Origin of the sequence: Flavobacterium sp. 103 (genome assembly GCF_003096795.1) — a bacterium.
In the GTDB taxonomy this organism is placed as follows: Bacteria; Bacteroidota; Bacteroidia; order Flavobacteriales; family Flavobacteriaceae; genus Flavobacterium.
This window is the reverse complement of sequence record NZ_QENX01000001.1, coordinates 1,267,058-1,290,747: the sequence shown is the minus strand read 5'-3', so window position 1 is coordinate 1,290,747 and position 23,690 is coordinate 1,267,058. Positions and strand designations below refer to the sequence as shown.

Here is a 23,690-nt window from a genome sequence, read left to right as displayed (position 1 = left end):
CTATGAATTTGATCATTAGAATAATTGTTACCGCAGGATTGGTTTTTGGAATTGCTCATTTTTTGCCAGGTGTACATGTGGCTGGTCCTTTTACGGCAATGGTAGTAGCCGTTGTTTTGGGACTGCTTAATATTTTTATTAAGCCTATCATGGTATTACTGACCTTGCCTTTTACAATAGTGACTTTAGGGTTGTTTTTGTTGGTGGTAAATGCCTTGATTATTTTATTATGTACCAAGATTGTGGGAGGATTTACTGTTGATACGTTTTGGGTTGCCATGTTTTTTAGTATCATATTGTCATTATGCCAGTCTATTATTTATTCCATTATTGGTGATAAATAGGCTTTTAAAAAAATGTAATGGCTTTTTTTATTCTGAAGTTGGAATAGTGTAATTTTGGTCAAAGATTTTAACAGAATGAATATTAAATTCTTAATATAAATTTGAGCTGTATTTGGTTTCTTTTGGATGCCAAATGCAGTTTTTTTATGGATTATTATTCAGATAGAGATTTTTAACTTTAAAACAAAAAAAACAAGAAGTAATTCAAATAACTATAATCAAATAAAAAAAATCATGAAAACATTAATTCTTGCCTTGACGGCTTTCTTTGCTATGGGAACTGCCGTATCAGCTCAAACGACTGTCACAGCTTCTAAAAAAGAAGTTCAAAAAACAATGTATACTTGTCCGATGCATCCCAAAGTAATAAGTGATAAAAAAGGGAAGTGTTCAAAATGTGGGATGGATTTGGTAGCGAGTAAAGAAACAGCACATACTGCCACAGCAAAAGGAAACCAAGCTACAACTACAGTGAAAAGTAAGTACGTTTGTACTATGGATGGTTCTGCATCTGATAAACCAGGGAAATGCCCAAAATGTGGTATGGCTATGACAGAAAGAAAGAGTGAGAAAAAATAAATAAATCTGTAAAAGATTGATTTTTCTAACAGCCTTTTAAGAAGGCTGTTTTTTTTGTTTTAATTTTGGCAAACAGCAATGAAAATAGTTTTATGGAGTCTTATTTTATTAATCAAGATTTTAAAGTAAATGAATAATAATTTAAAGGAGCTTGCTCAATTATTTTTAAAACTAGGGATTATTGGATTTGGTGAACCTGCTGTTCATATCGCAATGATGAAAGAGGAAGTGGTTACCAAGAAAAAGTGGATAACCGAGCAGCATTTTTTAGATCTGATAGGTGCTACCAATTTGATTCCTGGTCCAAACAGTACAGAAATGGCAATTCATATTGGTCATGAAAGAGCGGGTTGGAAAGGATTGCTGGTTGCTGGACTTTGTTTCATTTGTCCGTCGGTATTGATAACGGGATTTTTTGCCTGGATATATAAAAAGTACGGACAGCTTCCGGAAATTCAGCCGTTTATTTATGGGATTAAACCGGCTATAATAGCCATAATCCTTTTTGCTGTTTTTCCTTTGGCGAAAAAGTCTTTAAAAACGGTTGAGCTTTATTGTGTCGGAATCTTAGTTTTGATATTGTCGTTGTTGAAGTTTAATGAGTTATACTTGTTGTTTGGAGCTGGTTTTTTTGCTCTGTTCGTGTTTGGAATAAAAAATAAACTCTTTCAAAATACGGATCAAAATTTTCTGTCTATTGTAATTTTTCCATTTTCATTTTCTCCCAATACTTCGATCTCCAATGGGAGTTTGTTTTTGATATTTTTGAAAATAGGGGCTATTCTTTATGGAAGCGGTTATGTTTTATTTGCTTTTTTGGATAGCGAGTTGGTTGCGACAGGCATTTTATCGCGTCGCCAATTAATGGACGCCATTGCTGTGGGGCAGTTTACGCCTGGTCCCGTGTTTTCTTCTGTTACTTTTATCGGGTATCAAATTAATGATTGGACAGGAGCTTTGCTGGCTACCGTTGGGATATTTTTGCCTTCGTTTTTGTTTGTTGCGTTGTTGAATCCGTTGGTGAAGAAAATGAGAAATTCTACATTATTTTCTGTTTTCTTGGACGCAGTAAATGTCGCGTCGGTGGCAATTATCTTGGCAGTTTGCGTAGATATGGGGATAACAACAATTACGGATTGGAAAACAATTTGTATTGAATTGACAAGTATTGTGATTGCTTTTTGGTTCAAAAATATCAATAGCAGTCTCATTGTAATTGGCGGTTCTGTTTTGGGTTATTTATTGACTCTAGTGTAGAAGTTTAATTTGTAGATTTGAAAAAAAATAATGTTATGTTGGAACTTTCAGAAATCTGGGTTTATCCTGTAAAATCGTTGGGTGGAATTTCATTGCAAGAGGCTCAAGTTACGGATCGTGGTTTAGAGTTGGATCGTCGTTGGTTATTAGTTGATGATAACGGACGTTTTTTGTCGCAAAGAGAATATCCTGAATTGGCTCTTTTTAGTCCGGATATTGTTGACGGATTTTTGAGAATTACACACAGAGTTAATATGGAATCTGTCGATCTAGAACTTCATCCTGTTTTTTCGGATGCGAATTCTAAAATTGAAGTAACCGTTTGGGATGATACTATTGATGCGTTTGAAGTAAGTCCAAACACGAGCAAATGGTTTTCAAAATTTCTCGGTTTTTCGGTTCGATTGGTTTATATGCCAGAAGAAAGTGAACGAAAATTAGATCCGGATTATGCGATTAGTGGTGATGAAATTAATTCTTTTTCGGATGCGTATCCTTTTTTGATTATTGGGCAAGCTTCGTTGGATGATTTGAATGGACGCATGGAGGTTAGGGTTCCGATGAATCGATTTCGACCAAATTTTGTTTTTACCAATGGTGATGCTTTTGAAGAAGATGCTTGGCGAGAATTCAAAATTGGTACTGTTTCTTTTGTTGGGGTGAAACCTTGCGACCGATGTGTGATGACGACAGTAGATCAAGAAAAGGGAGTGATTTCGGGAAAAGATCCATTAAAGACATTGGCGAAATATAGAAATTTTGGGAATAAAGTGTTGTTTGGACAGAATTTAATCGGACTGGGATTGGGGAAGGTGAAAGTTGGAGATTCCGTTCGGGTTTTGAGTTTTAAAAAATAAATTGGCCTTTTAGTTATTCCAGTATTATTTTGTCTATTTTCTCTATTAATAGATTTGTTTCTGATAATGCGAGTCTTGTTTTTTGCTGATAAGTAATAGAATTTTTTGTTTTTGGATTTTCAAATAAATGAATTTGTTTGATTTTGGATCCTATTTCAGCTAATTTCCAAAAGATGTCAGCATTTTTTGGGTATGGAAAATTTGTTTTTAGGATTTTTTTGTCTGCAGAATGGAAGCTTGATGAATGTAGAATGGCATATGCATAATCGAGAATATCCAATGGAGAGAAAGTTTGTCTGAATTCAGAACGAATCTCATTGTTGTTTGCCATGCAAACGTTGCCTTCTGGATCTTTTGTCAGTATAAAGTGTAAACCTGTTTTGTGGGCTATTTGATTGATTATTTCTTCGGTTAGATTTGGAATTTTCCCTTCATATAATTCCGTTGCAATACCGTCTTTGTACGCTGTGCTTATGCTGGCAAGATATTGGTCTAGAGTCATTTTGCTTTGATTTAAAGCGTCGATTACTACAAAGATAAGGTTTGTTCGAATTTCTTATGATGTTTTTGTTTGATAAATTGATTGCGCAGTAGCTAGCAATGCTGTTGTGTTGCATTATGTTTCTTGTTTTGCACACGCGAGAGGGATAGAAACTAGCTACCGAAGTAGCGTGGATAGCCCGACCGTATTTTTGGGAAGGGCCGTATAAGCGCAAAGTTGATTTGGCCCTTGCCAAAAATGGGGTCTCGCCCATATAAATTTTAATGAATATGATGAAGTAAATCTTTTTTTAATATGATAGGATTTGCTCTTGATTTCATTAAATAATTGTCTAAAATTCAAAATCTTAAAATACTTGTTTGGGTTGCAAAAATTTCATAATTTTGCAACCCAATTTTATAATGTAAATTAAAGAAGAAGATGGATATCAAAAGAGTAGCAATAGACGCTGTGAATGAAACGATTGTAATGACAGTTGTTCACATGGATTACAAAGGACAAGTAGCAAAAAGAATAAACGAAAAAATGCCTTTGGCGACTGTAAAAGGTTTTAGAAAAGGTGCTGTGCCTAAAGACCTTGTTGAAAAACAATATGGTAAGGCTATTAAACAAGAAGAAGTAAAGAAAGTTGTTGATTTGGCTTTGGAGCGTTTTGTGCAATCTGAAAGATTAAATCTTTTGGGAACTCCACTTCCTAAAGTTAACGAAAACTTCAACTGGGATGATGAAGAATTAGTTTTTGAGTACGAAATCGGTTTGGTTCCAAGTTTTGAATTAGACCTTGAAGCTAAAAATGATATCGTAAAATATATCGTTACTGCAGATGACAAATTAATTGACGGTCAAGTAGCGCGTATCCAAAAACAATTTGGTACTCCAATTCCGCAAGAAGTTGTAGTTGCTGATTCTGATATTACTGGAACTTTCTCTAATGAGGCTGAAGGAATCAATAATTCTACTACAATTGCTTTGGCAATTTTTAAAGATAAAGCGACTGCTGACAAATTCATTGGAAAAAAAGTGGGCGATGTAGTTACTGTAAACACTAAAGGTTTATTTGAAGATGACCACCAATTGATGGATTATTTGAAAGTAGGTCACGATAATGTTCACGGTTTGGCAGTAGATGTTGACTTCACTATCGAGGCTATCAACGGAGCTGAATTGGCTGAATTGAACCAAGAATTGTTCGACAAACTTTTTGGTGCTGGAAATGTAGCTTCATTGGAAGACTTGAAAGCAAAAATCAAAGAAGATGCTGAAGCTCAATTTGCTCAACAAGCTGACCAAAAATTATTGGCTGATGTTCAAGAATTTTTGATTGAAAATACAAAATTCGATTTGCCATCTGAATTCTTAATCAAATGGTTGCAAACTGTTGGCGAAAAACAATTGACTCCAGAAGAAGCAGTTGTGGAATATGCAAGATCTGAAAGAGGTTTGCGTTTTCAATTGATCGAAGGAAAAGCAATGGCTACAAGCAATATCCAAATTACTTTTGAAGATTTGAAAGCGTTTACAACAAATGCAATCAAACAACAAATGGCTCAATTTGGACAAACAAATCCTACTGACGAAGAAGTTCAAGGAATTGTGGCAAGAGTATTGTCCAACCAAGAAGAAGTGAAAAGACTTTCTGACCAAGTGGTTGCGGCTAAATTACTTGAATTATTCAAAGAAAAAGCGAATCCAACTACGAAAGAAGTGACTTACGAAGAGTTTATTGCTGCTTCTTACGGAGAATAATTTATAAAAAAATAAGTATATTTGAGCGTCAAACATATTTGTTTTGACGCTCTTTTGTTTGAATAGGTTCTGATAAAACGAAAATGAGTTGAAAAACGAGACAGTTTGTCACAAAAAATAAAAAGGAACAACCTTTGCTTTACTATTTAGACAGAAAAACATTAGAAACTATACCTTATAAACTTATAAACTTTTTAAAATGGACTACGGAAAAGAATTCAAAAAATTTGCTATTAAGGGTCAAGGAGTAAATGCAATGTACTATGATAAAATAGTGGCTGCGATGAATCCAAAAAATATGACTCCTTATATTATAGAAGAGCGTCAATTGAATATTTCACAATTGGACGTTTTTTCGAGATTAATGATGGATAGAATTATTTTCCTTGGCACAGGAATTGATGATCAGATTGCAAATATCGTTCAGGCACAGTTATTGTTCTTGGAAAGCGCGGATGCTTCTAAGGATATTCAGATTTATTTGAATTCACCGGGTGGGAGTGTTTATGCAGGTTTGGGGATTTATGATACGATGCAATACATCAAACCGGATGTAGCTACAATTTGTACAGGAATGGCCGCTTCTATGGGAGCTGTTCTTTTGTGTGCTGGAGCTGCAGGAAAACGTTCGGCTTTGCCTCATTCACGCGTTATGATTCACCAACCATCAGGAGGAGCACAAGGTGTTGCTACTGATATGGAAATCAACTTACGCGAAATGTTGAAATTGAAAGATGAGTTATACCAAATTATATCGCAACATTCTGGGCAAACTTTTGATAAAGTACACAAAGACAGCGAACGCGATTATTGGATGATTGCTGATGAAGCCAAAGAATACGGAATGATTGATGAAGTTTTAAGAAGGGTTTAAATTAGTTTAAAGTTTCATGTTTTAAGTTGTTAGAATTGACTTGAAACCTGAAACTTGAAACTTGAAACATGAAAAATGGCAAAACAAGTATTACAATGTTCTTTCTGCGGAAGGAAAAAACCAGAAACTAATTTATTGATTGCGGGAATCGATGCTCACATTTGTGATAAATGCATCGAGCAGGCGCATGGAATTGTTCTGGAAGAATTAAAAACAAACAGAGGCTCTAAGTTAGTTGGTGATTTAATTTTAAAAAAACCAAAAGAAATCAGAGCTTTCCTTGATCAATACGTTATTGGACAGGAACAAACCAAAAAAGTAATGTCTGTTGCGGTTTACAATCACTACAAACGTTTGATGCAACAGCAATTGGACGATGAGGTAGAGATTGAAAAAAGTAATATCATTATGGTAGGACAAACTGGTACAGGAAAAACATTGGTAGCCAAAACGATTGCCAAAATGTTGGACGTGCCACTTGCTATTGTTGATGCAACGGTGCTTACTGAAGCCGGTTATGTGGGAGAAGATGTTGAAAGTATTTTGACTCGTCTTTTACAGGCAGCCGATTATGATGTAACCAAAGCCGAAAGAGGAATTGTTTTTATTGACGAAATTGATAAAATTGCACGTAAAAGCGACAACCCTTCAATCACTCGTGATGTTTCGGGAGAAGGAGTGCAGCAAGCTTTGCTGAAATTATTGGAAGGAACTGTAGTTAACGTACCACCAAAAGGAGGTCGTAAGCATCCAGATCAAAAATTTGTTGAGGTTAACACACAGAATATTTTGTTTATTGCAGGCGGTGCTTTTGATGGAGTGGAACGTATTATTTCAAAACGTTTGAACCGTCAGGCAGTTGGTTATTCTACATCCAAAAATGTGGATAATATTGACAAAGACAATTTGTTGCAATATATTATCCCAAAAGACATTAAGGACTTTGGATTAATTCCTGAAATCATTGGTCGTTTGCCTGTTTTGACACACATGGATCCTTTGGATAGAGAAACGTTGCGTGCGATTTTGACCCAGCCAAAAAATGCTTTAATCAAGCAATATCAAAAGTTGTTTTTGATGGATGAGGTTGAATTCACCATTACAGATGAAGCTTTAGATTTTATTGTTGAAAAAGCATTGGAATATAAATTGGGTGCACGTGGATTGCGTTCGTTATGCGAAGCCATTCTTACCGATGCGATGTATGAATTACCAAGTTCTGATGATAAAAAATTAGAAATTGATATGGAATACGCCAAAGAAACATTGAATAAAAATTTATTGAAGCGTCTGGAGATAGCTTCTTAAGTTTAATTAAAAATAATTGTATAAAACCTGTTCGTCATTCGAGCAGGTTTTTTTATGAACAAAAAGGGAAAATCTGCGTAAATCACTTTGAATCTGCGGGCCATTTTTTTAGGTATAATATTTATTTTCAACATAAAATTGTCCATTGATTTTAAATAAATTGTAATTTTAAGTTCAAAAAAAAAAATTTAGATAAAATGATAACAGTGCAAACTACCATAAATGTTCCGATAAAAATAGTTTGGGAATGTTGGATAAGTCCGGAACATATTACAAAATGGAACAATGCTTCAGATGATTGGCACACGCCCTATGCCGAAAATGATTTAAGGATTGGCGGTAAATTCAAGTCCACGATGGCTGCTAAAGATGGATCGATGAGTTTTGATTTTGAGGGAGAATACACTTTGGTGGAACAAAATAAAGCAATTAAATATGTAATGGCCGACGGCAGAAAGGTTGATGTATATTTTACAGAAACTCAAACTGGCGTTGAGGTTATCGAAAGTTTTGACCCGGAAACAGTAAATCCAGAGGAAATGCAGCGTGATGGCTGGCAGGCAATTTTGGATAATTTTAAAAAATATGTGGAGAGCCTTTATGTCTAAACATAGAAGGGATTTTTTTTAACTTTATATAATCTCCTAAAATCTTATTAACTAAAAAAAAATCAAAATATTATGGCAACAATTAATCCGTATTTAATTTTTAATGGAAACTGCGAAGAAGCTTTTTTGTTTTATCAATCAGTTTTTGGTGGTGAATTTCCTTATGTGGGAAAGTTTGGTGACATGCCAGCAGATGCAGAAGGAGGAGGGGCAATATCTGAAGAGGATAAAAACAAAATCATGCATATTTCACTGCCTATAGGAAAAGATCATGTCCTGATGGGAAGTGACAGTAATGAAGCTAGCGGTGCGGTTGCAATTGGTTCAAATGTTTCGATTTCAATCAATGCAGAAAGCAAACAAGAAGCTGATAAACTTTTTGATGGACTATCCGCGGGAGGAAATCCTTTTATGCCTATGAGTCCAACTTTCTGGGGGGCTTATTTCGGAATGTTTGTGGATAAATTTGGAATCCACTGGATGGTTAATTTTGATGAAAAACCAAGTAATTAATAGGATACATATGAGAATACTTAAAATTATAGGTTTAGGAATAGTTGGTCTGATAGCATTATTGCTAATCATCGCGCTCTTCATCCCAAACGATTATACCGTTTCGGTTTCAACAACCATTAATAAGCCAAAGCAAGTGGTTTTTGATTATGTGAAATTGGTCAAAAATCAAGAGAATTACAGTATTTGGGTTATGCAAGATCCAGATGTAAACATGTACTATCAAGGCATGGATGGAACTGTTGGGTTCAAAGCTTCCTGGGACAGCAAAGATGATAATGTTGGAGCAGGTTCGCAACAGATTACAGCTGTTTCTGAAGATAGAATCGATGTCGATTTGCATTTTGAGCGACCGATGAAAGGTGATGACAAAGCAAGCACGCTATTGGAATCTATATCAGCAAATGAAACAAAAGTTACTGCTGAATTTTATGGTCATTCATCTTATCCAATGAATTTGATGAACTTTGTAGGAGAAAAAATCATTAAAGATGCCGAAACTCAAAATCTAGCCAATTTGAAAAAGATATTGGAAAAATAGTGATGAGTTGTCACTTAAAGTGATTATCGAATAAAATAAAAGTCATTCAAAAATCTAATTTGAATGACTTTTACTTTTATATAGAAATAGTAACAGGTTTCTAGGTATCAAGACCTTTGTTAATATTGGTTTTAGGAGTAGTTTTTACACATGTTTTTCCGCCATTACCACCACAAATATGACTGGAGGAGCTGCAGGAAGTAATCATTATAACAGTTAGTAAAAGGAATATTCTTTTCATAGTGGTTTAGTTTTGCATTTTTTTCAATTGTTCGAGATAATCTCTTTTGTTGGATAATCTAGGGATTTTGTGTTGTCCTCCAAGTTTGTCGCACTCTTTGAGCCAATCATAAAACAATCGTTCTCGCGCAACATTAATTACAAGTGGATTAAGAGTCATATTGTTGTAGCGTTTTGCTTCGTAATCGGAGTTTAAAGACTGTAGGGTTTCATCCAGCGCTTTTTGAAAAGCGGCGATGTCTTTTGGTTTTTTCTTAAATTCTATCATCCATTCGTGACCTCCTTTTTCTTTGTCTTTCATGAATATTGGGGCAACGGTATAATCTACCACTTCGGTTTCAGTGATCTGGCAGGCTTTGGCAATAGCCTGATCGGTATTTTCGACCATTAATTCTTCACCAAAAACATTGATGTGATGTTTGGTGCGTCCAGTAACCCGGATTCGATACGGGCTTAAAGAAGTAAATCGAACCGTGTCGCCTATTAAATAGCGCCATAAACCGCCATTGGTAGTAATCACCATGGCATAATTCTTGAACAATTGCACATCCGCTAATCGAACGGCTTTTTGTTCCGGAGTTCCAAAAGTATCCATCGGGATAAATTCATAAAAAATTCCGTAATCGAGCATTAACAATAAATCACTGGAATTATTCAAGTCCTGAATGGCGAAGAAACCTTCGGAGGCATTGTAGATTTCGTAGTATTTAAATTGGTTGTGAGGCAGTATTTTTTGGTATTGTTCCCTGTAAGGGTCAAAACTTACACCTCCGTGGAAATACACTTCCAAGTTGGGCCACACTTCCATAAGGTTTGTTTTTCCTGTTTCTTCCAATATTTTGTTCAATAGCACCAACATCCAAGAAGGAACACCGGCAAAGCTGGTTACATTTTCATTTTTGGTTTCGTTGATGATTGCGCCTATTTTGGTTTCCCATTCGCTCATCAAAGAAATTTTGCTGCTGGGCGTACTACTGAATTCGGCCCAAATAGGCATGTTCTCGATCAAAATCGCTGATAAGTCTCCAAAAAAAGTATTGTTGTTTTCGTAAATCTGAGAACTTCCTCCCAAACGGAGGCTTTTACCCACAAACATTTCAGATTCTTCGTTGTTGTTCAAATACAAACACAATAAATCCTTGCTGCCTTTGTAATGGCAATCCTCAAGTGCTTCGTTACTTACCGGTATAAATTTACTTTTGGCATTGGTAGTACCACTTGATTTGGCAAACCATTTTATTGGGGTTTCCCAAAGCACGTTTTGTTCGCCTTTTCGGGTGCGTTCTATCAGGGGTTCCAAATCTTCGTAGGTCGAAATCGGAATTCTCTCGGTAAAAGTCTGGTATGATTTTATGGATGCATAATCGTATTGTTTGCCAAAAACCGTTTCTTCGGAGGAACGGATTAGATTCATCAACAATTCTTCCTGAACCTCATTCGGGTACTTCAAGAAAAGTTCAATCTGATGAATTCTTTGTTTTAAAAACCAAGAAGCGATGGAATTGATAAATGATAAAGGCATCGGGATTTATGATTTATGATTGAAGATTAACGATTTCTGATTTTTACCTTTTAATAAAAGACAAAAAATTAAGATTTGGATATCGATTTACAAATATTAACTTTGCTTTTGTATCAAAAATAGTGTTTTTTTATAAAAAACAATTCTATTTCGGGTAAAGATTCCATTTAGGAATAGAAATCGAATAATCAGAAATCGTTAATCTACAATCTAAAATCCCAATGACTTACCAAGGCGTACTTTCTAAAATGCAAACCGAATTTGGAAATCCTATTCAATATTATTTGGTTTTCGAAAACAGTTTTTTGAACATGAATCAAGTATTGAACAAAGAGTTGGAAATCAACTTCGAGGGATACCAATGTTTGAATTGCGGCAAAAAGAAAAAAATATACCGCCAAGGTTTTTGTTACGATTGTTTCTATTCGAGTCCTGCAGTGGGCGATTGGATTATGAAACCCGAGTTGAGCACCGCGCATCTCGGGATTGAAGACCGTGATTTGGCATACGAGGAGCAGGTACAGTTGCAACCGCATATTGTTTATTTGGCCTTGTCGAGCGAAGTAAAAGTTGGGGTGACCCGAAAAACGCAAGTGCCCACACGATGGATTGATCAAGGCGCGAGCCAGGCCATTTCAATTGTCGAAGTGCCCAATCGTTACTTGGCCGGAATTACAGAGGTCGCTCTCAAAAGCCATTATACTGATAAAACCAATTGGCGCAAAATGATCCAAAACGACATAGTTCATGTGGATTTAGTCGCCGAGAAATTAAAACTCGAAAAGTTGATCCCCGCCGAGGTGCAGGAATTTTATCATTTGGAGAAAAATGATGTTTACCAAATGCACTTCCCAGTATTGAATTACCCCAAAAAAGTAAACAGCTTAAACCTTGAAAAAGAGCATAATTTCAAAGGGAAACTCGTGGGGATCAAAGGGCAATACCTCATTTTTGAAGACGGAACCGTTTTCAATGTCCGAAGTTTTGAGGGTTATGTAGTTCGTCTGGAAATTTAAAGAAATTATTTTTAAAAGTGTTTACTGCGTCAGTTCGCTAAAGCTACTATTGACGATTTTTGGTATCCAATTATGCTTAAACTTGTCATTTTGACGGAGGAGAAATCTCAGCAAGTAGCTCCGTACAGCGTTGTGTGTACTTTGTGGAATAGCTAACTGAGATTTCTCCTCCGTCGAAATGACAATATAGTCCGCAGATACCGCATATGATAGCGTGGATTTGGCGAATCATTCCAAATACAGAACCATTTTCCCATTAAGCTAATTGCCCAAATTTGTTGTAGTAGTTGCTAGTGGGCATGTTTATTTACCATATTTTCCACCATGATTTTCCGCTATTTTCTTTTGATTTGATTTCATTTGTTTGGTAATCCAGTTTTATATGATTTTTTGTTTCACTGATAATTGTTGATTTAATGAAATCTGGAGGATAAGTTTTTGAACCTTCAATATAATGATAAATTGCCTTGCCAAAACCTGTTTCAGCAGGTATGTTTGGACTTTGTTGTATAATGAATGCAGTTGCAATAGCAGTTGAATGAGCTAATTGTTCATATGATAAATTGTACTTATTCATGATTTCTAATGCTTGGTTTTGCACTAAATCAATTGCATCTAAAAAATTAATTTTTGTTTCTTCTCCCGAACTGCCACTCATTTTTTGATTGTCAATTGTTATGCCGAAATTTTGTAACACAATATGGGTAATATTTATCAATTCAGGTCCTTTTATATTTGCATTTTCTGACAACATTACACTTCCCGGTTTAGCGTCCTTAATTTGGAATTCAAAAGACCTAAACAATAAACTTCCTGCTAGTCTAGCACAAGTTGAAATAGCATCCACTATATTCAACTCTCTTTTTTCATTCCCTAATTTCAAAGCAATAAGTTCTACAATATCATTTACTGCTTTATTTTGTTCTATACTTATGTTCATGTTTTATTTGTTTTTTGCGTGAATATTGCCTGCAACTCCTAAATATGCTATACAAACCTTGATATATAAACCCCAAAATTGGAGAACTTGGCAAAAGTTTGTTTCTATTTGTATTTTTTCAAATATAAAAAATAATAATAGCAATCCTACTTTTTCTTAATAACCTTTTAATGATTACTAAAAAGCCTAATCTTTCCCTTTAGCCCCGATAGTAGTGAAAATCCTCCCGATTTTTCTTCGGGAGATTGCAACGGATAGCGGGAACCATGTTGCTAAAAGAGCCCAATTTTTCTGCTCCAAAATCAGTTAATGGAACTCAGGTTAATAAAAAAACCGCCTCACAATACAAAATTGGAGGCGGCTTTTAGTTTTAATTTAAGTAATTTATGGTGCTGCAGGTTCAGCAGGTTTTTTCTTTTTAAACAAACCGTTGATTAAATCCCCGGCTTTCTTTTTTATATCTTCTTTTTGGGCATTTTGGGCATTGGTTTTTGTTGTGTCAGTGCTTGGTTTTGCGTTGGTGTTTAGGTATTTATCCAATGCTGAACTTCCTTTTTTAAGCAATTTATCTGATTGTTGTTTGGCCAATTGCATCGTTAAGTTGGTCATTACCGTTTTCATATCCGTCGAGATTTTCGGACTGCTGAATGACCCAGTCATCAATGCCGTTACAGGAATGTTGTCAAATTTGGCAGCATCCGCGGGCGACATTTTTGAGATATAGGCATTGGCTTCTTTACCAAGGTATTTGGCAGGAACATTAAACTTGATGTTGTAATCCATACTTTGGTCAAAACCATGCGTACCACCAACAACCGCCTTTATGTCTTGGTATTTAATCTCAAATGGTTTTACGTTTACTTTTCCGTCTTTAAAAGTAAGAGCTGCTTTGATGTCATTAAGATTCACTTTGTTTAAATCAATAAATTTCAAATTGGAGGTCAATGCTGTTAACAAAGTCGAATTGTTCGAGTTTATGGTTGTAGAAAGTAATTGCCCAATCAAATCACCTGAGATTGTTTTCAAATCTGGAGTCATTTCAGTGGCATCTAGATTTCCGTTCAATTTGATGGTAGTGTTTATTTTTCCGTTTACGATTCCGGCAATCGGAGCTATTTTTTTCAACATATCCAATTGGGTGAAACTTTGTTGAATATCAACTTGGTTTAAGTTAAGATTCATGTCGAAAATCGGTGTTTTTCCTTTTGTGGAAACGGATCCACTGGCGCCTATATTTCCACCAAAAATTGACGTTTTTACATTTTCCAACGTAACTTTCTCGTCTTTTATAATCATTTTTCCCGACACATCTTTTAGAGTAAGGTTGTCATACAAAACCGTATTGGCTTTTGCGGTAAGCGTACAATTTAAGAAAGCTGGTATTTTCAATGGTTCTGATTTCTTTGTTTTTGCAGTTGTGGCTTCAGTTGTTCCTGTAGCCGCAGGAGCAGTGCTGGTTGTCATGAAATCACTAACAGCAAGTTGGTTTGAAGACAGGTTGAAATTACCTTTCAGCTCTTGTTTTCTGAACATGAAGCCATAAAAATTATCCAAAACGCCCGTTACGCTTAGGTCACTTTTTCCTGTTTTGGCATTGAATTGTTTCAAATGCACTTGACTTGGGTTGAATTGAACTAATGCATTACTGATAGTCATATTTTTACCATTGGCGTCAGCATAATTGAATCCGGTCAAACCGATGGTTCCCGCATTGTTTATGTTTTGATATTGGCTTTTTTCTACCGAAGCCATATCGAATTTGGTCGTTACATCCGCTTTCAAAATTCCGGTAAGCGGTTTGTCCGGTTTGATAGGATAGGCTTTAGAAAGATTGGCTAAGTTTATGGTTCCTTTCAAAGCGGCATCAACCAAAGCATTGGTGCTGATGTTTTTGATGTTAGCTTTTGCATTAAAAACATCTTGGTCTATTCGGAAGGAGAGCTTATCAAGATTAACATAAGTATCATTCATTAGCCCAGTTTCGTTTACAATCTTAGTGTCAATAATAATGCTTTGAACTGATTTTGGTAAGCTTGGATATTGAAAAGAACCGTTGTTAGAAGCAATGGCAATGTTGAATTTTGGAATCGTGGTATCTGTAAGCATTCCTTTTGCAAAACCGCTAACCGTAAAATCTCCTGTCGTTTTTACACCTTCTAAACTAGAAGAATAAGAAGCCGGAATCAATCCCAAGAAGTTCTTGAATGAGGAAGTCGGGGTTTTGAATTTCAAATCATAGACTTGTCCCGCATCGACCAATTGTATAAAACCGTCAAACTCTAACGGCAATTGATTGATTAAAGCTTTGTTCTCCTTAAAAGTGTATTTGCTTTTCTCTAAATCAATTCCAAGAACTGCATCCAATGATAATGCAACATTCTTCATGTAATTGATTTTGCCCATATCAAATGATACTTTTGCCGTTGACTTGGTGTCTAAATCCAATTTTGAGTTGCTAAAATCTCCAGTTCCTTCGTGATTCAAGCTGTCGATGACCATTCTCATTTGCGAAGCTTGGTCAAAGTATTGAAACTTGAAATTCTCAATTTGGTATTTCTGTATTTTCAATGACAAAGGTTTGCTTTTTCCTTTTTCTTCGGGTTTATCGTCTTTCAAGGCAATGTCAAAATTTCCGATTCCGTCTTTGTTGAAGATGATGTTGATGAAACCGTTTTTGGACGTGATTCCTTCAATTTGCATGGCTTCATCCTTGCCCTTAAACAATTCTTTGATGGACATTTTAAGGTTCAATTCGCCTAATGAAACCAAAGTGTCTCCTTCAAAAGGAGCCTTGTTGATGATCAATAATTTATCCAGTGTAACTGTCGCTTTAGGAAAATTTTTGAACAGACTCAAATCGGCATCGGAAAAGGAAACTTTTGCATCTACTTTTTCGTTGATGGCTTCGGTAATTTTGGCTTTTATTTGATCTTTAAAGAAATACGGAATGGCAAATAGGGAAGCGACTAGCACTACCAATGTAATTCCAACGATTTTTAAAATTTTCTTTAGCATATAGGTTGAATAATTTGGGTTATTTATACAAAAATAAGGGTTTATGATGTTTTGACTTATAAATTTATCATACGAAGTTAATATTTGTTTTTTTAATTGATTATCGTAACGCCATTCTTTAATCTTATTTTATGATTTTAGAATAGTGGCAATTTTATAAAAAAAGAAACCCTTTCAGTTTTTTAGTCTGAAAGGGTTTATGATATGCAAAATAAAATTAGTGAATTGAAATTTCAAAAGGCATTCTGGCTTGGATTCCTTTTTGCATTTGAATTTTTTTAATTTGCTGCAAAATAAAATAATTTTCTTCTCCAATTTCGCCTTTGATTAAATCTTCTTTTGATTTTGCAAAAGGGAATTTGGAAAAGATATCGCTAAAATCTTTTTCGTAAACCGGAAAGTTTTGTGTAGAATAATCTCTGATTTTTGCCAATGTTGCAGCTTCTTTTAAGGCGTCATTTAAATTCCCAATTTTGTCCACCAAACCAATTCTTTTGGCTTCAGTACCGGTCCAAACGCGGCCTTGAGCTATAGAATCTACTTGTGCAAATGTCATTTTTCGTCCTTCGGCAACATGAGTCACAAATGTTTTGTACACTTTCTCTATGCCTTCTAGGGTTACTGCTTTGAATTTTTCGTTCAAAGGAACAAATGGACTGTAATTAGCATTTTCATTGGTCATTACTTGTTCCGTATTGATTCCAATTTTTGTTGTTAACTGACTAAGGTTTGGTAAAACTCCAAAAACTCCAATTGATCCTGTTATTGTGTTTCTTTCTGCAAAAATGGTATTTGCGTTACAGGCAATATAATATCCTCCAGAAGCGGCATAATTTCCCATAGATACAACAACTGGTTTTACTTTTTTGGTTAGTTCAATTTCTCTCCAAATTAAATCAGATGTCAAGGCGCTTCCTCCAGGACTGTCAACGCGAAGTACGATGGCTTTTATATCTTTGTCTTTTCTGGCTTCTTGTAATGAACGACGCATGGAGCCTTCGCCTATTACGTTGACATCGCCTTCACCACCTTGAATTTCTCCTTGCGCATAAATTACGGCAATTTGATTGTCTGAGTCTGAAATTATGGATGTTGTTGCTACTTTTTGCGCATAATCGGTTATTGATACTTTGTTGTAGTCTTCATCGCCAGCTACTTTCAAAGCTTTTTTGATAGCATCATGATAAACGTCTTCATAGGCAACAATGTCAATAAGTTTGTTTGCTTTGGCCATTTCTGGGGTACGTGCCAATAAACCGGTTGCGATTTCATTCAATCTAGAAGTAGATATGTGGCGACTTTCCGAAATATCGGCAAGAACGGAGCTCCAAACAGAGTTTAGCAAGGCAGTGGTTTGCTCTCTATTGGCATCACTCATTTTGTTTTCAAGGAAAGGTTCAACGGCACTTTTGTATTTTCCGTGACGAATGACTTCCATTTTAACTCCAGATTTTTCCTGGAAATCTTTAAAGAACATTATTTCAGTAGATAATCCTTTAAAATCAAGATCACCGGCAGGATTCAAATAGATAGTGTTGGCAACTGAGTTTAGGTAATAATCTCTCTGTGTATAATTATTGGCGTAGGCCATAACAAATTTTCCTGATTTTTTGAAATCATTCAATGCTTCTCTCAATTCTTTGCTTTGAGCCAATCCTAGTTCAGAATCTTGATTCAAAATGGATATTCCTTTAATATCACTGTCTGTTTTTGCAACAGCTATGGCATTAATGATATCGGTAAGTCCAATGTTTTTTTTCTCAGAAAAGACATCTATCCATGGGTCTTTGTATTTACCGGCATAATCATTGGAAATATTCTTCAGGTCTAATTCTATAACTGAATTTTTTTTGATCTCAACACCTTCTGACTCTCCTCCAAATAATGCTCCTATGAGTACTATCCCAAAGAAAAACAACATAAAAAAAATAAAAATACCAATAATGGTAGCCATCACATTTCCTAAAAATCTCATATAGTATATTTTTCTAATAAGTTGCAAAAAGTGCATATTTGTTACAGTTAATGCTGAAAATAAATTGAAACACTCTGGGCAAATATACTGCTATTCTAAAATTCTTTTGCTTAATTTGTGCCTAATATGGAATTACAGCATCAAGTTATTTTATCTCTAGGAAGCAATCAGGGCAATCGTTTGAAAAACATTGAATTATGTCTTGAATTGATTCATCAGGAAATCGGGACTATTATAAAAGTTTCACATTTATACGAAACACCTTCTTGGGGTTTTGAAAGTGAGGCGTTTTATAATTGCGCCTTGGTTTTGCATACCTTATATTCTGCACAGAAAATCTTGGAGCTGGTTTTGCAAGTAGAAAAAAAATTGGGTCGTATTCGCAAGGAAAATGTGGGTTATCAATCTAGAATAATTGACATTGATTTGATTGCTTTTGATGATGAAATCCTAGATTTGGATCATCTTCAAATTCCGCATCCGCTAATGCAAAATCGAAAATTTGTTTTGTTGCCTTTTCAGGATTTGAATGTTGGCTGGGTGCATCCTATTTTAAAAAAAACAATTGCGGAACTCATTCAGATAACTCCAGATGAGAGTATTTGTGAAGTAGTCCAAAAGTTAGAAAGTCCTTTGGATAAAATAATATTAAACCAATATAATTACATTGCAATAGAAGGTAATATTGGTGCAGGAAAATCTACTTTGGCACTAAAAATGGCCGAAGATTTTAATGCTAAAACCGTTTTGGAGCGTTTTGCCGACAATCCATTTTTGCCCAAATTTTATGAAGATCAAAGCCGTTACGCATTTTCGCTTGAAATGTCTTTCCTGGCAGACAGGTACCAGCAATTATCGGATGATTTATCGCAATTTGATTTATTTAAGGATTTTATCATTGCCGATTATCATATTTTTAAATCGTTGTTATTTTCTAAAATTACCTTAGAAGAAGACGAGTTTAGATTGTATCGTACGTTATTTGATATCATTTATAAAGAAATGCCAAAGCCGGATTTGTATATTTATCTCTATCAAAACACCAATCGATTGTTGCAAAACATAAAAACGCGAGGTAGGAGTTACGAACAAGACATCACAGCGGATTATTTGGAAAAAATAAACAAAGGATACTTGGAGTATATCAAGACTCAAACCGATTTGAATGTTTTAATCATCGATGTTTCTGATCGGGACTTTGTAAATAATCAGGAGGATTATCTTTTTATTTTAGATAAAATTCAAGAAAAGGGTAGTTTGTAATTTATCTTTTTAATGAAAAATGTCCTTTCAATTCCGGACTATTCGGATCTAATTTTAATACATACCAATAATCGGTTGCAGGTAAAATATTTTTGTTAAAGGTGCCGTCCCAACTGCGATTTAAATTATTAAGTAGCGTAATTATTTTACCATAACGGTCAAAAATTGTTATCTCCGCTAATGGGTAATTGAGCAATCCTTTTACTTCCCAGACATCATTAAATCCGTCATTGTTTGGAGTGAAGTATTTGGGTGCGATTAGTACAATAAAGTTTTTTGTAATTGGATTTTCACATGAGTTTATTTCCCTTACGTAAGCAGTTTGGTATCCGCTTGGAACATTTGTAAATACATTAGAACTTTGATAATTGATTCCGTCGATAGAGTATTCAAAATAATTTTGTGGATTTTTCAAACGAATAGTTACCTGTGATTCATCAGCTTCAATTGGGTCAATAATCTCAGGTATTGGATGCTGAAAAACCGTAATGGTTTTTGTTACGGTACAGCTTTCGGGTTCGGGAGTTTTGATTTTTACGGTAAATTCACCAGGGCTGTTCGGAATTATTGTTTTAGTATTTTCACCGGTTGACCATAAGTAAGTGATTCCGTTTAAGGACGCATCTAGTGTTATTTTATTTTTTGTGCACCAAAGAATTTCTTCGTCTTCAATTTTTGGTAAGTCATATACGATTACATTGATCTTTATTCGTTTGCCATTACTGCATCCATTACTTACAGCTTCAACATAATAATCTGTATCTTTTGAAAAATTTCTGGTGAAACTAGTCCCGATTCCAACTAGGCTATTATTCGTAGGCCCTTCATACCAATAGGTTTCTCCTTCACTAGAAAGTACAGATAAAGTTGCTTCACCCGGCCCGCAGGTTGTAAATGTGGTTTGTGGTGTTGTAATGATTGGAATTACATTTATAGTTGCCGTTATTGGAGTACGTTCAGATGTTTTTGCACAGAAGGCATAAGCGGTTTCTATGTAATAAGTAGTTGTGCTTGATAATTTTGGCGTGGTGAATTGATTTCCAGAAGCAATTGGAATTCCGCCAGTTTCATTTTCATACCATCTAACTTCACCTAAATTAGTAGTCCCTTCTAGAGATACTTCGCCTACATCACATTTAGACGCGGGTATTGTATTTGTGATTTGAGGTATAGTTATAGTTGTACTTGTTGCAATTTGAAGTTCAGGATCTAAAGGCATGCCTCCGTACTCTACGATATAGCCTCTTGATTTCATAGGTCCCGTTGTTGTTCCGTAATAAGTTAAGTCAATCCAAGAGCCTTTTATGCCGAGACTTGAATCTTTGTCTAAAATATGAGCGAAATGTTCTAGACCTGTACCATTATCGGGTTCGTTATTGGTGCCATTTTTTCTATTCCAATAGGCAAAATTTGGAGTATAACCAGGTCCGAAAATATTGGAATATTTTACACCACCGGGTCCTACTTCTAGATTACTCCAGAATAAAGTGCCATTTTCTGGTCCGGTTAACCATCTCCATTCTCCTTCTACTTTATAATCAGATCCGCCAATCCAACCCGTTCCGGGTAATTGTTCGCCAATTATTTGTTGTTCTTCTGCGGATAAAATTGTTGCTAAATATCCTTTTAAACCAAAATAAGTTTTTGTTTCGGCTGCTGTTTTTGCATCTCCCCAGGTGATTCCGGGTGATTCAAAATACTCATAAAAATGTTGATTGGTTGGTAAATAATTCGCTTTGTCTATACTTATTGAAAACGTTCTGTTTCCGGTTGGCTTTTTGGAAGAGTTGGTGTAGACAACATCTTTTATTGCCGCAATAAACTCAGCGTATGGTGTCAAAATTCCATTTACGGGTGCCGATAGTTTTAGTTTACCCGCATTTGGATCCCAATTTGCAACAATCGAAGGATGATTTCCAGTAAGAGTTAACAAATCTTGTTTGTCATTATATCCAACAGAAATTTGAATGTAAATAGATTGGGTGTTAGTATCGTCAGGGTCGGTAATATTCATATCAGTTACGATAGGGATACTGGTTTGTGGACAATAAATTTGATTTCCAGTAGCTTTTAGGAAAGGAGGGATATTGTCTAATGTATTATATTTATTGGTGTTGAAAGTGGTAAGTATATTTTCTTTTTTTAGAATACTATCATTTTTTCTTTGGCATGTATCATTTGCATAGCTTGTTTTTGAAAAAACCAGTATCAATGATGTTAGTATGAAAAAAGTATTTATTCTTGTCATTTTATAAAAGTATTCATTTTTTTAAAATAAAAGAGAACTTGTTTAAAATGAATATTTGTAATCGATATAAAATCAGTGCTTTACCTTTTTAAGGAAAAATGTCCTTTCAATTCGGGGCTATTAGTGTCCAATTTTAGTACATACCAATAATCAGTCGCAGGCAAAGGATTTTTGTTGAATGTTCCATCCCAACCACGATTCGAATGATTGAGTTGGGCGATTTTTTTTCCATAACGATCAAAAAGAATTACTTCGGCTAAGGGATAGTTTATCAATCCTTTTATCTCCCAGACATCATTATATCCGTCATTGTTTGGAGTGAAATATTTCGGGACAATGATTACAATAAAAGGTTTGTCATCGATGCTGCATTGATTGATTTCACGTACATAAGCGGTTTGTAATCCGCTGGGTGCATTCGTAAAAACATTAGAGCTTTGATAGTAAATGTCGTCTATTGAATATTCAAAATAATCTTCGTTTTTTATTAGTTCAATGGTAACGGTTGTTTCGTCAACTTTTACATTCTTTATTTCGGGTTTGTCATATTCAAATACAGTAATTTTTTTTGTGTTTGTGCAATTTTCTGGCGCTGGGCTGGTCACATCTACGGTGTAAATTCCTGTTGTTGGAGCTTTAATTGTTTGCGAGGTTTCGCCGGTGTTCCAAAGATAAGTCATGTTAGGAATAGAGACGTCCAGCTCAACTGAACCAGGAATGCATATAGCTACTTTTTGATCTGTTACAGGAGGAAGCGGATAGATCTCAATTTTAAATGGTGTTCTTGTTAATGAAATACAGTTATTGTTATTGGCCTCTGCATAAAAAGTGGTGTTTGTAGAGATTTGTGGCGTTATATAAGTGAATCCAGTTCCTAAAATGCTGCCTCCTGAATTTGTTGGAAACCAATTGATTATTCCTTCGCTTGCTGTGACTTTTAAGAAAAAAATACCAAAACCACAAACTGGTGAAAGTACAGTTTCAGGGGTTATGTTTGGGACTGAATTTACTTTTACATCAACGGGGGTTCTTTGGGTTTTACAACCTGCAATAGTGCTTTCTACATAATAGGTTGTTGAGGTGTTCAAAATTGGTGTTGCAAAATTGGTCCCTGTTGCAATTATATTTCCGCCAATTGCTGTGTCATACCAATTGATTGTTCCTGTAGAGGTTGTGGCTTCGAGCTTACTGCTTCCAGAATTGCAAATTTGTGGAGCAACCGTACTTGTAATTGCAAGCATAGTTAAAGTAGTGCTGGCTGACATTTGTAGTGGAGGATCGCCCGGCATGCCACCATATTCAACAATGTATCCTTTAGGATGGTTAAATTTTGTAGGGTCTTCCACTCCATAAAGTTCTAAGTCATTCCAAGTTCCTTTTTGTCCATTATTTGGATCTGTGATATAAGCATAATCTTCTACTCCAGGTCTTTTTATGAAGTCTATTATTCCTCCATTATCAGGTTCTTTATAGTTATTCCAATAAGCGAAAGTAGTAGTATAGCCAGCTTGAAGTCCATTCCAAAAAATTGTACCCATTTCTGGTCCCGATTGCCATCTCCATTCTCCTTCTTTTAAGGCGTCACTTCCAGCAATCCATCCATTTCCAGAGAGTTGCTCTCCTATAAATTTAGCTTCGTCTAATGTGGTAATGGTCGCTAAGTAGCCTTTTAAACCAAAGTAAGAACTTGATTCTGCGGCTCTTTTAGCATTTCCCCATGAAATGCCAGGTGAGGATACGAATTGATAATAATGTGTGGACGAGGGAAGGTAATTGGATTTGCCTAAATTTATAGAAAAATTTCTGCTGCCAGTAGGTACTGCAGAACTGGTTTTGAATTCAATATTTTTGACAGCATTAATAAAATCTGAATGAGGTAGTGGATTTCCGTTTATACTCGTAAGTGAGAGTTTTCCGGTTTCTGCATTCCAAATTGACGTCACCGTTGGATGCGAACCTGTTAGCGTCAAAACATCTTCTCCAATTAAATATCCTGAGGATATTTGAACGTTTATTGCATTAATTGTGTTCTCTGCAGGATCATTAATGCTTATATCAGTAACTATTTTAATGCTGGTTTGCGGACAATAAATTTGATTTCCCGTTGCTGTGATTATAGGAGAGCCTGTTATAAAAATAGATTTAGATAAGTTGATATTTTGAATATAGTTTTTTTTAAAATCTTTTTTGGGAGGATTATTGGCATTGATAGTGCCTGTTGTATTAAAAAATATTACAACAAAAAGAGAAAGTATTTTATTTTTGAATACGGTTTTCAATACAATGCAATTTTTTACAAAAGAGAACGTAATATTTTTTTATGTTGAAATTCTTTTAATCTT

At 35.2% G+C, this 23,690-nt stretch carries 20 protein-coding genes; 12 read left to right on the top strand and 8 right to left on the bottom strand.

The genetic code is table 11. The features are described 5' to 3' along the window. Positions 1-2 precede the first annotated feature (2 nt). The 4 genes from C8C85_RS05340 (at position 3) to C8C85_RS05325 (ending at position 3,037) form a co-directional block, all read left to right on the top strand. The gene (locus tag C8C85_RS05340) at positions 3-344 is read left to right on the top strand and encodes a phage holin family protein (protein WP_116796148.1); all 342 of its coding nucleotides are present in this window, start codon (positions 3-5) and stop codon (positions 342-344) included. Between the two features lie 234 nt (positions 345-578). Further along, the gene (locus C8C85_RS05335) at positions 579-923 is read left to right on the top strand and encodes a heavy metal-binding domain-containing protein (protein ID WP_133243371.1); all 345 of its coding nucleotides are present in this window, start codon (positions 579-581) and stop codon (positions 921-923) included. A 129-nt stretch (positions 924-1,052) separates the two neighbouring features. Then, entirely contained in the window at positions 1,053-2,180 is a 1,128-nt protein-coding gene (chrA, locus tag C8C85_RS05330; protein ID WP_116796146.1) for a chromate efflux transporter, read from the top strand. A 35-nt stretch (positions 2,181-2,215) separates the two neighbouring features. Continuing rightward, on the top strand, positions 2,216-3,037 hold the full coding sequence (locus C8C85_RS05325) for an MOSC domain-containing protein (protein WP_116796145.1): 822 nt from the start codon (positions 2,216-2,218) through the stop codon (positions 3,035-3,037). A gap of 13 nt (positions 3,038-3,050) precedes the next feature. On the opposite strand, the gene C8C85_RS05320 is transcribed toward C8C85_RS05325, so the two are convergent. Then, positions 3,051-3,539, bottom strand: coding sequence for a type ISP restriction/modification enzyme (locus C8C85_RS05320; protein WP_116796144.1), 489 nt, complete (start codon positions 3,537-3,539; stop codon positions 3,051-3,053). A gap of 420 nt (positions 3,540-3,959) precedes the next feature. Here C8C85_RS05320 and C8C85_RS05315 point away from each other — a divergent pair, with 420 nt between their 5' ends. The 6 genes from C8C85_RS05315 to C8C85_RS05290 all read left to right on the top strand — a co-directional run bounded on the left by C8C85_RS05315 (position 3,960) and on the right by C8C85_RS05290 (position 9,129). Beyond that, positions 3,960-5,285: a trigger factor gene (locus C8C85_RS05315; RefSeq protein ID WP_116796143.1), complete on the top strand. Its 1,326-nt coding sequence runs from the start codon at positions 3,960-3,962 to the stop codon at positions 5,283-5,285. A 199-nt stretch (positions 5,286-5,484) separates the two neighbouring features. Continuing rightward, the gene (gene clpP, locus C8C85_RS05310) at positions 5,485-6,159 is read left to right on the top strand and encodes an ATP-dependent Clp endopeptidase proteolytic subunit ClpP (RefSeq protein WP_116796142.1); all 675 of its coding nucleotides are present in this window, start codon (positions 5,485-5,487) and stop codon (positions 6,157-6,159) included. Positions 6,160-6,234: 75 nt separating this feature from the next. Next, on the top strand, positions 6,235-7,467 hold the full coding sequence (clpX, locus tag C8C85_RS05305; protein WP_077371265.1) for an ATP-dependent Clp protease ATP-binding subunit ClpX: 1,233 nt from the start codon (positions 6,235-6,237) through the stop codon (positions 7,465-7,467). 197 nt (positions 7,468-7,664) lie between these two features. Next, positions 7,665-8,075 (top strand): SRPBCC family protein, encoded by a 411-nt coding sequence (locus tag C8C85_RS05300; protein ID WP_116796141.1) that lies wholly within the window; start codon positions 7,665-7,667, stop codon positions 8,073-8,075. Between the two features lie 72 nt (positions 8,076-8,147). Beyond that, complete coding sequence (locus C8C85_RS05295; RefSeq protein WP_116796140.1) at positions 8,148-8,588, top strand: VOC family protein; 441 nt, start codon at positions 8,148-8,150, stop codon at positions 8,586-8,588. A 10-nt stretch (positions 8,589-8,598) separates the two neighbouring features. Continuing rightward, positions 8,599-9,129, top strand: coding sequence for an SRPBCC family protein (locus C8C85_RS05290; protein ID WP_116798382.1), 531 nt, complete (start codon positions 8,599-8,601; stop codon positions 9,127-9,129). A gap of 100 nt (positions 9,130-9,229) precedes the next feature. Here C8C85_RS05290 and C8C85_RS18430 read toward each other — a convergent pair whose 3' ends face one another. Both C8C85_RS18430 and C8C85_RS05285 read right to left on the bottom strand, forming a co-directional pair. After that, entirely contained in the window at positions 9,230-9,370 is a 141-nt protein-coding gene (locus C8C85_RS18430) for a hypothetical protein (RefSeq protein WP_165818097.1), read from the bottom strand. A 6-nt stretch (positions 9,371-9,376) separates the two neighbouring features. Continuing rightward, positions 9,377-10,891, bottom strand: a complete 1,515-nt coding sequence (locus tag C8C85_RS05285; RefSeq protein ID WP_116796139.1) for a GH3 auxin-responsive promoter family protein — start codon at positions 10,889-10,891, stop codon at positions 9,377-9,379. Between the two features lie 221 nt (positions 10,892-11,112). Here C8C85_RS05285 and C8C85_RS05280 point away from each other — a divergent pair, with 221 nt between their 5' ends. Beyond that, positions 11,113-11,907 carry a DUF2797 domain-containing protein gene (locus C8C85_RS05280; protein ID WP_116796138.1) on the top strand — a complete coding sequence of 265 codons (795 nt, stop codon included), beginning with the start codon at positions 11,113-11,115 and terminating at the stop codon, positions 11,905-11,907. A gap of 307 nt (positions 11,908-12,214) precedes the next feature. Here C8C85_RS05280 and C8C85_RS05275 read toward each other — a convergent pair whose 3' ends face one another. The 3 genes from C8C85_RS05275 to sppA form a co-directional block, all read right to left on the bottom strand. Further along, positions 12,215-12,847, bottom strand: coding sequence for a hypothetical protein (locus C8C85_RS05275; protein ID WP_116796137.1), 633 nt, complete (start codon positions 12,845-12,847; stop codon positions 12,215-12,217). 384 nt (positions 12,848-13,231) lie between these two features. Next, positions 13,232-15,862 carry an AsmA-like C-terminal region-containing protein gene (locus tag C8C85_RS05270; protein ID WP_116796136.1) on the bottom strand — a complete coding sequence of 877 codons (2,631 nt, stop codon included), beginning with the start codon at positions 15,860-15,862 and terminating at the stop codon, positions 13,232-13,234. A gap of 217 nt (positions 15,863-16,079) precedes the next feature. Then, positions 16,080-17,837, bottom strand: coding sequence for a signal peptide peptidase SppA (gene sppA / locus C8C85_RS05265; protein WP_116796135.1), 1,758 nt, complete (start codon positions 17,835-17,837; stop codon positions 16,080-16,082). Positions 17,838-17,963: 126 nt separating this feature from the next. Here sppA and folK point away from each other — a divergent pair, with 126 nt between their 5' ends. Next, entirely contained in the window at positions 17,964-19,100 is a 1,137-nt protein-coding gene (gene folK, locus C8C85_RS05260; RefSeq protein ID WP_116796134.1) for a 2-amino-4-hydroxy-6-hydroxymethyldihydropteridine diphosphokinase, read from the top strand. 1 nt (position 19,101) lies between these two features. Here folK and C8C85_RS05255 read toward each other — a convergent pair whose 3' ends face one another. Together C8C85_RS05255 and C8C85_RS05250 are read right to left on the bottom strand one after the other, a co-directional pair. Continuing rightward, the gene (locus tag C8C85_RS05255; protein WP_116796133.1) at positions 19,102-21,348 is read right to left on the bottom strand and encodes a T9SS type B sorting domain-containing protein; all 2,247 of its coding nucleotides are present in this window, start codon (positions 21,346-21,348) and stop codon (positions 19,102-19,104) included. Between the two features lie 80 nt (positions 21,349-21,428). Continuing rightward, a complete protein-coding gene (locus C8C85_RS05250; RefSeq protein WP_243412049.1) occupies positions 21,429-23,627 on the bottom strand; it encodes a T9SS type B sorting domain-containing protein in 2,199 nt (732 codons plus the stop codon). Positions 23,628-23,690 lie beyond the last annotated feature (63 nt).

Bases quoted from the DNA above. Each gene is read 5' to 3' on its own strand.
- C8C85_RS05340 (WP_116796148.1), top strand. From the start codon at position 3: ATGAATTTGATCATTAGAATAATTGTTACCGCAGGATTGGTTTTTGGA.
- C8C85_RS05335 (WP_133243371.1), top strand. From the start codon at position 579: ATGAAAACATTAATTCTTGCCTTGACGGCTTTCTTTGCTATGGGAACT.
- chrA (WP_116796146.1), top strand. From the start codon at position 1,053: ATGAATAATAATTTAAAGGAGCTTGCTCAATTATTTTTAAAACTAGGG.
- C8C85_RS05325 (WP_116796145.1), top strand. From the start codon at position 2,216: ATGTTGGAACTTTCAGAAATCTGGGTTTATCCTGTAAAATCGTTGGGT.
- C8C85_RS05320 (WP_116796144.1), bottom strand. From the start codon at position 3,539: ATGACTCTAGACCAATATCTTGCCAGCATAAGCACAGCGTACAAAGAC.
- C8C85_RS05315 (WP_116796143.1), top strand. From the start codon at position 3,960: ATGGATATCAAAAGAGTAGCAATAGACGCTGTGAATGAAACGATTGTA.
- clpP (WP_116796142.1), top strand. From the start codon at position 5,485: ATGGACTACGGAAAAGAATTCAAAAAATTTGCTATTAAGGGTCAAGGA.
- clpX (WP_077371265.1), top strand. From the start codon at position 6,235: ATGGCAAAACAAGTATTACAATGTTCTTTCTGCGGAAGGAAAAAACCA.
- C8C85_RS05300 (WP_116796141.1), top strand. From the start codon at position 7,665: ATGATAACAGTGCAAACTACCATAAATGTTCCGATAAAAATAGTTTGG.
- C8C85_RS05295 (WP_116796140.1), top strand. From the start codon at position 8,148: ATGGCAACAATTAATCCGTATTTAATTTTTAATGGAAACTGCGAAGAA.
- C8C85_RS05290 (WP_116798382.1), top strand. From the start codon at position 8,599: ATGAGAATACTTAAAATTATAGGTTTAGGAATAGTTGGTCTGATAGCA.
- C8C85_RS18430 (WP_165818097.1), bottom strand. From the start codon at position 9,370: ATGAAAAGAATATTCCTTTTACTAACTGTTATAATGATTACTTCCTGC.
- C8C85_RS05285 (WP_116796139.1), bottom strand. From the start codon at position 10,891: ATGCCTTTATCATTTATCAATTCCATCGCTTCTTGGTTTTTAAAACAA.
- C8C85_RS05280 (WP_116796138.1), top strand. From the start codon at position 11,113: ATGACTTACCAAGGCGTACTTTCTAAAATGCAAACCGAATTTGGAAAT.
- C8C85_RS05275 (WP_116796137.1), bottom strand. From the start codon at position 12,847: ATGAACATAAGTATAGAACAAAATAAAGCAGTAAATGATATTGTAGAA.
- C8C85_RS05270 (WP_116796136.1), bottom strand. From the start codon at position 15,862: ATGCTAAAGAAAATTTTAAAAATCGTTGGAATTACATTGGTAGTGCTA.
- sppA (WP_116796135.1), bottom strand. From the start codon at position 17,837: ATGAGATTTTTAGGAAATGTGATGGCTACCATTATTGGTATTTTTATT.
- folK (WP_116796134.1), top strand. From the start codon at position 17,964: ATGGAATTACAGCATCAAGTTATTTTATCTCTAGGAAGCAATCAGGGC.
- C8C85_RS05255 (WP_116796133.1), bottom strand. From the start codon at position 21,348: ATGACAAGAATAAATACTTTTTTCATACTAACATCATTGATACTGGTT.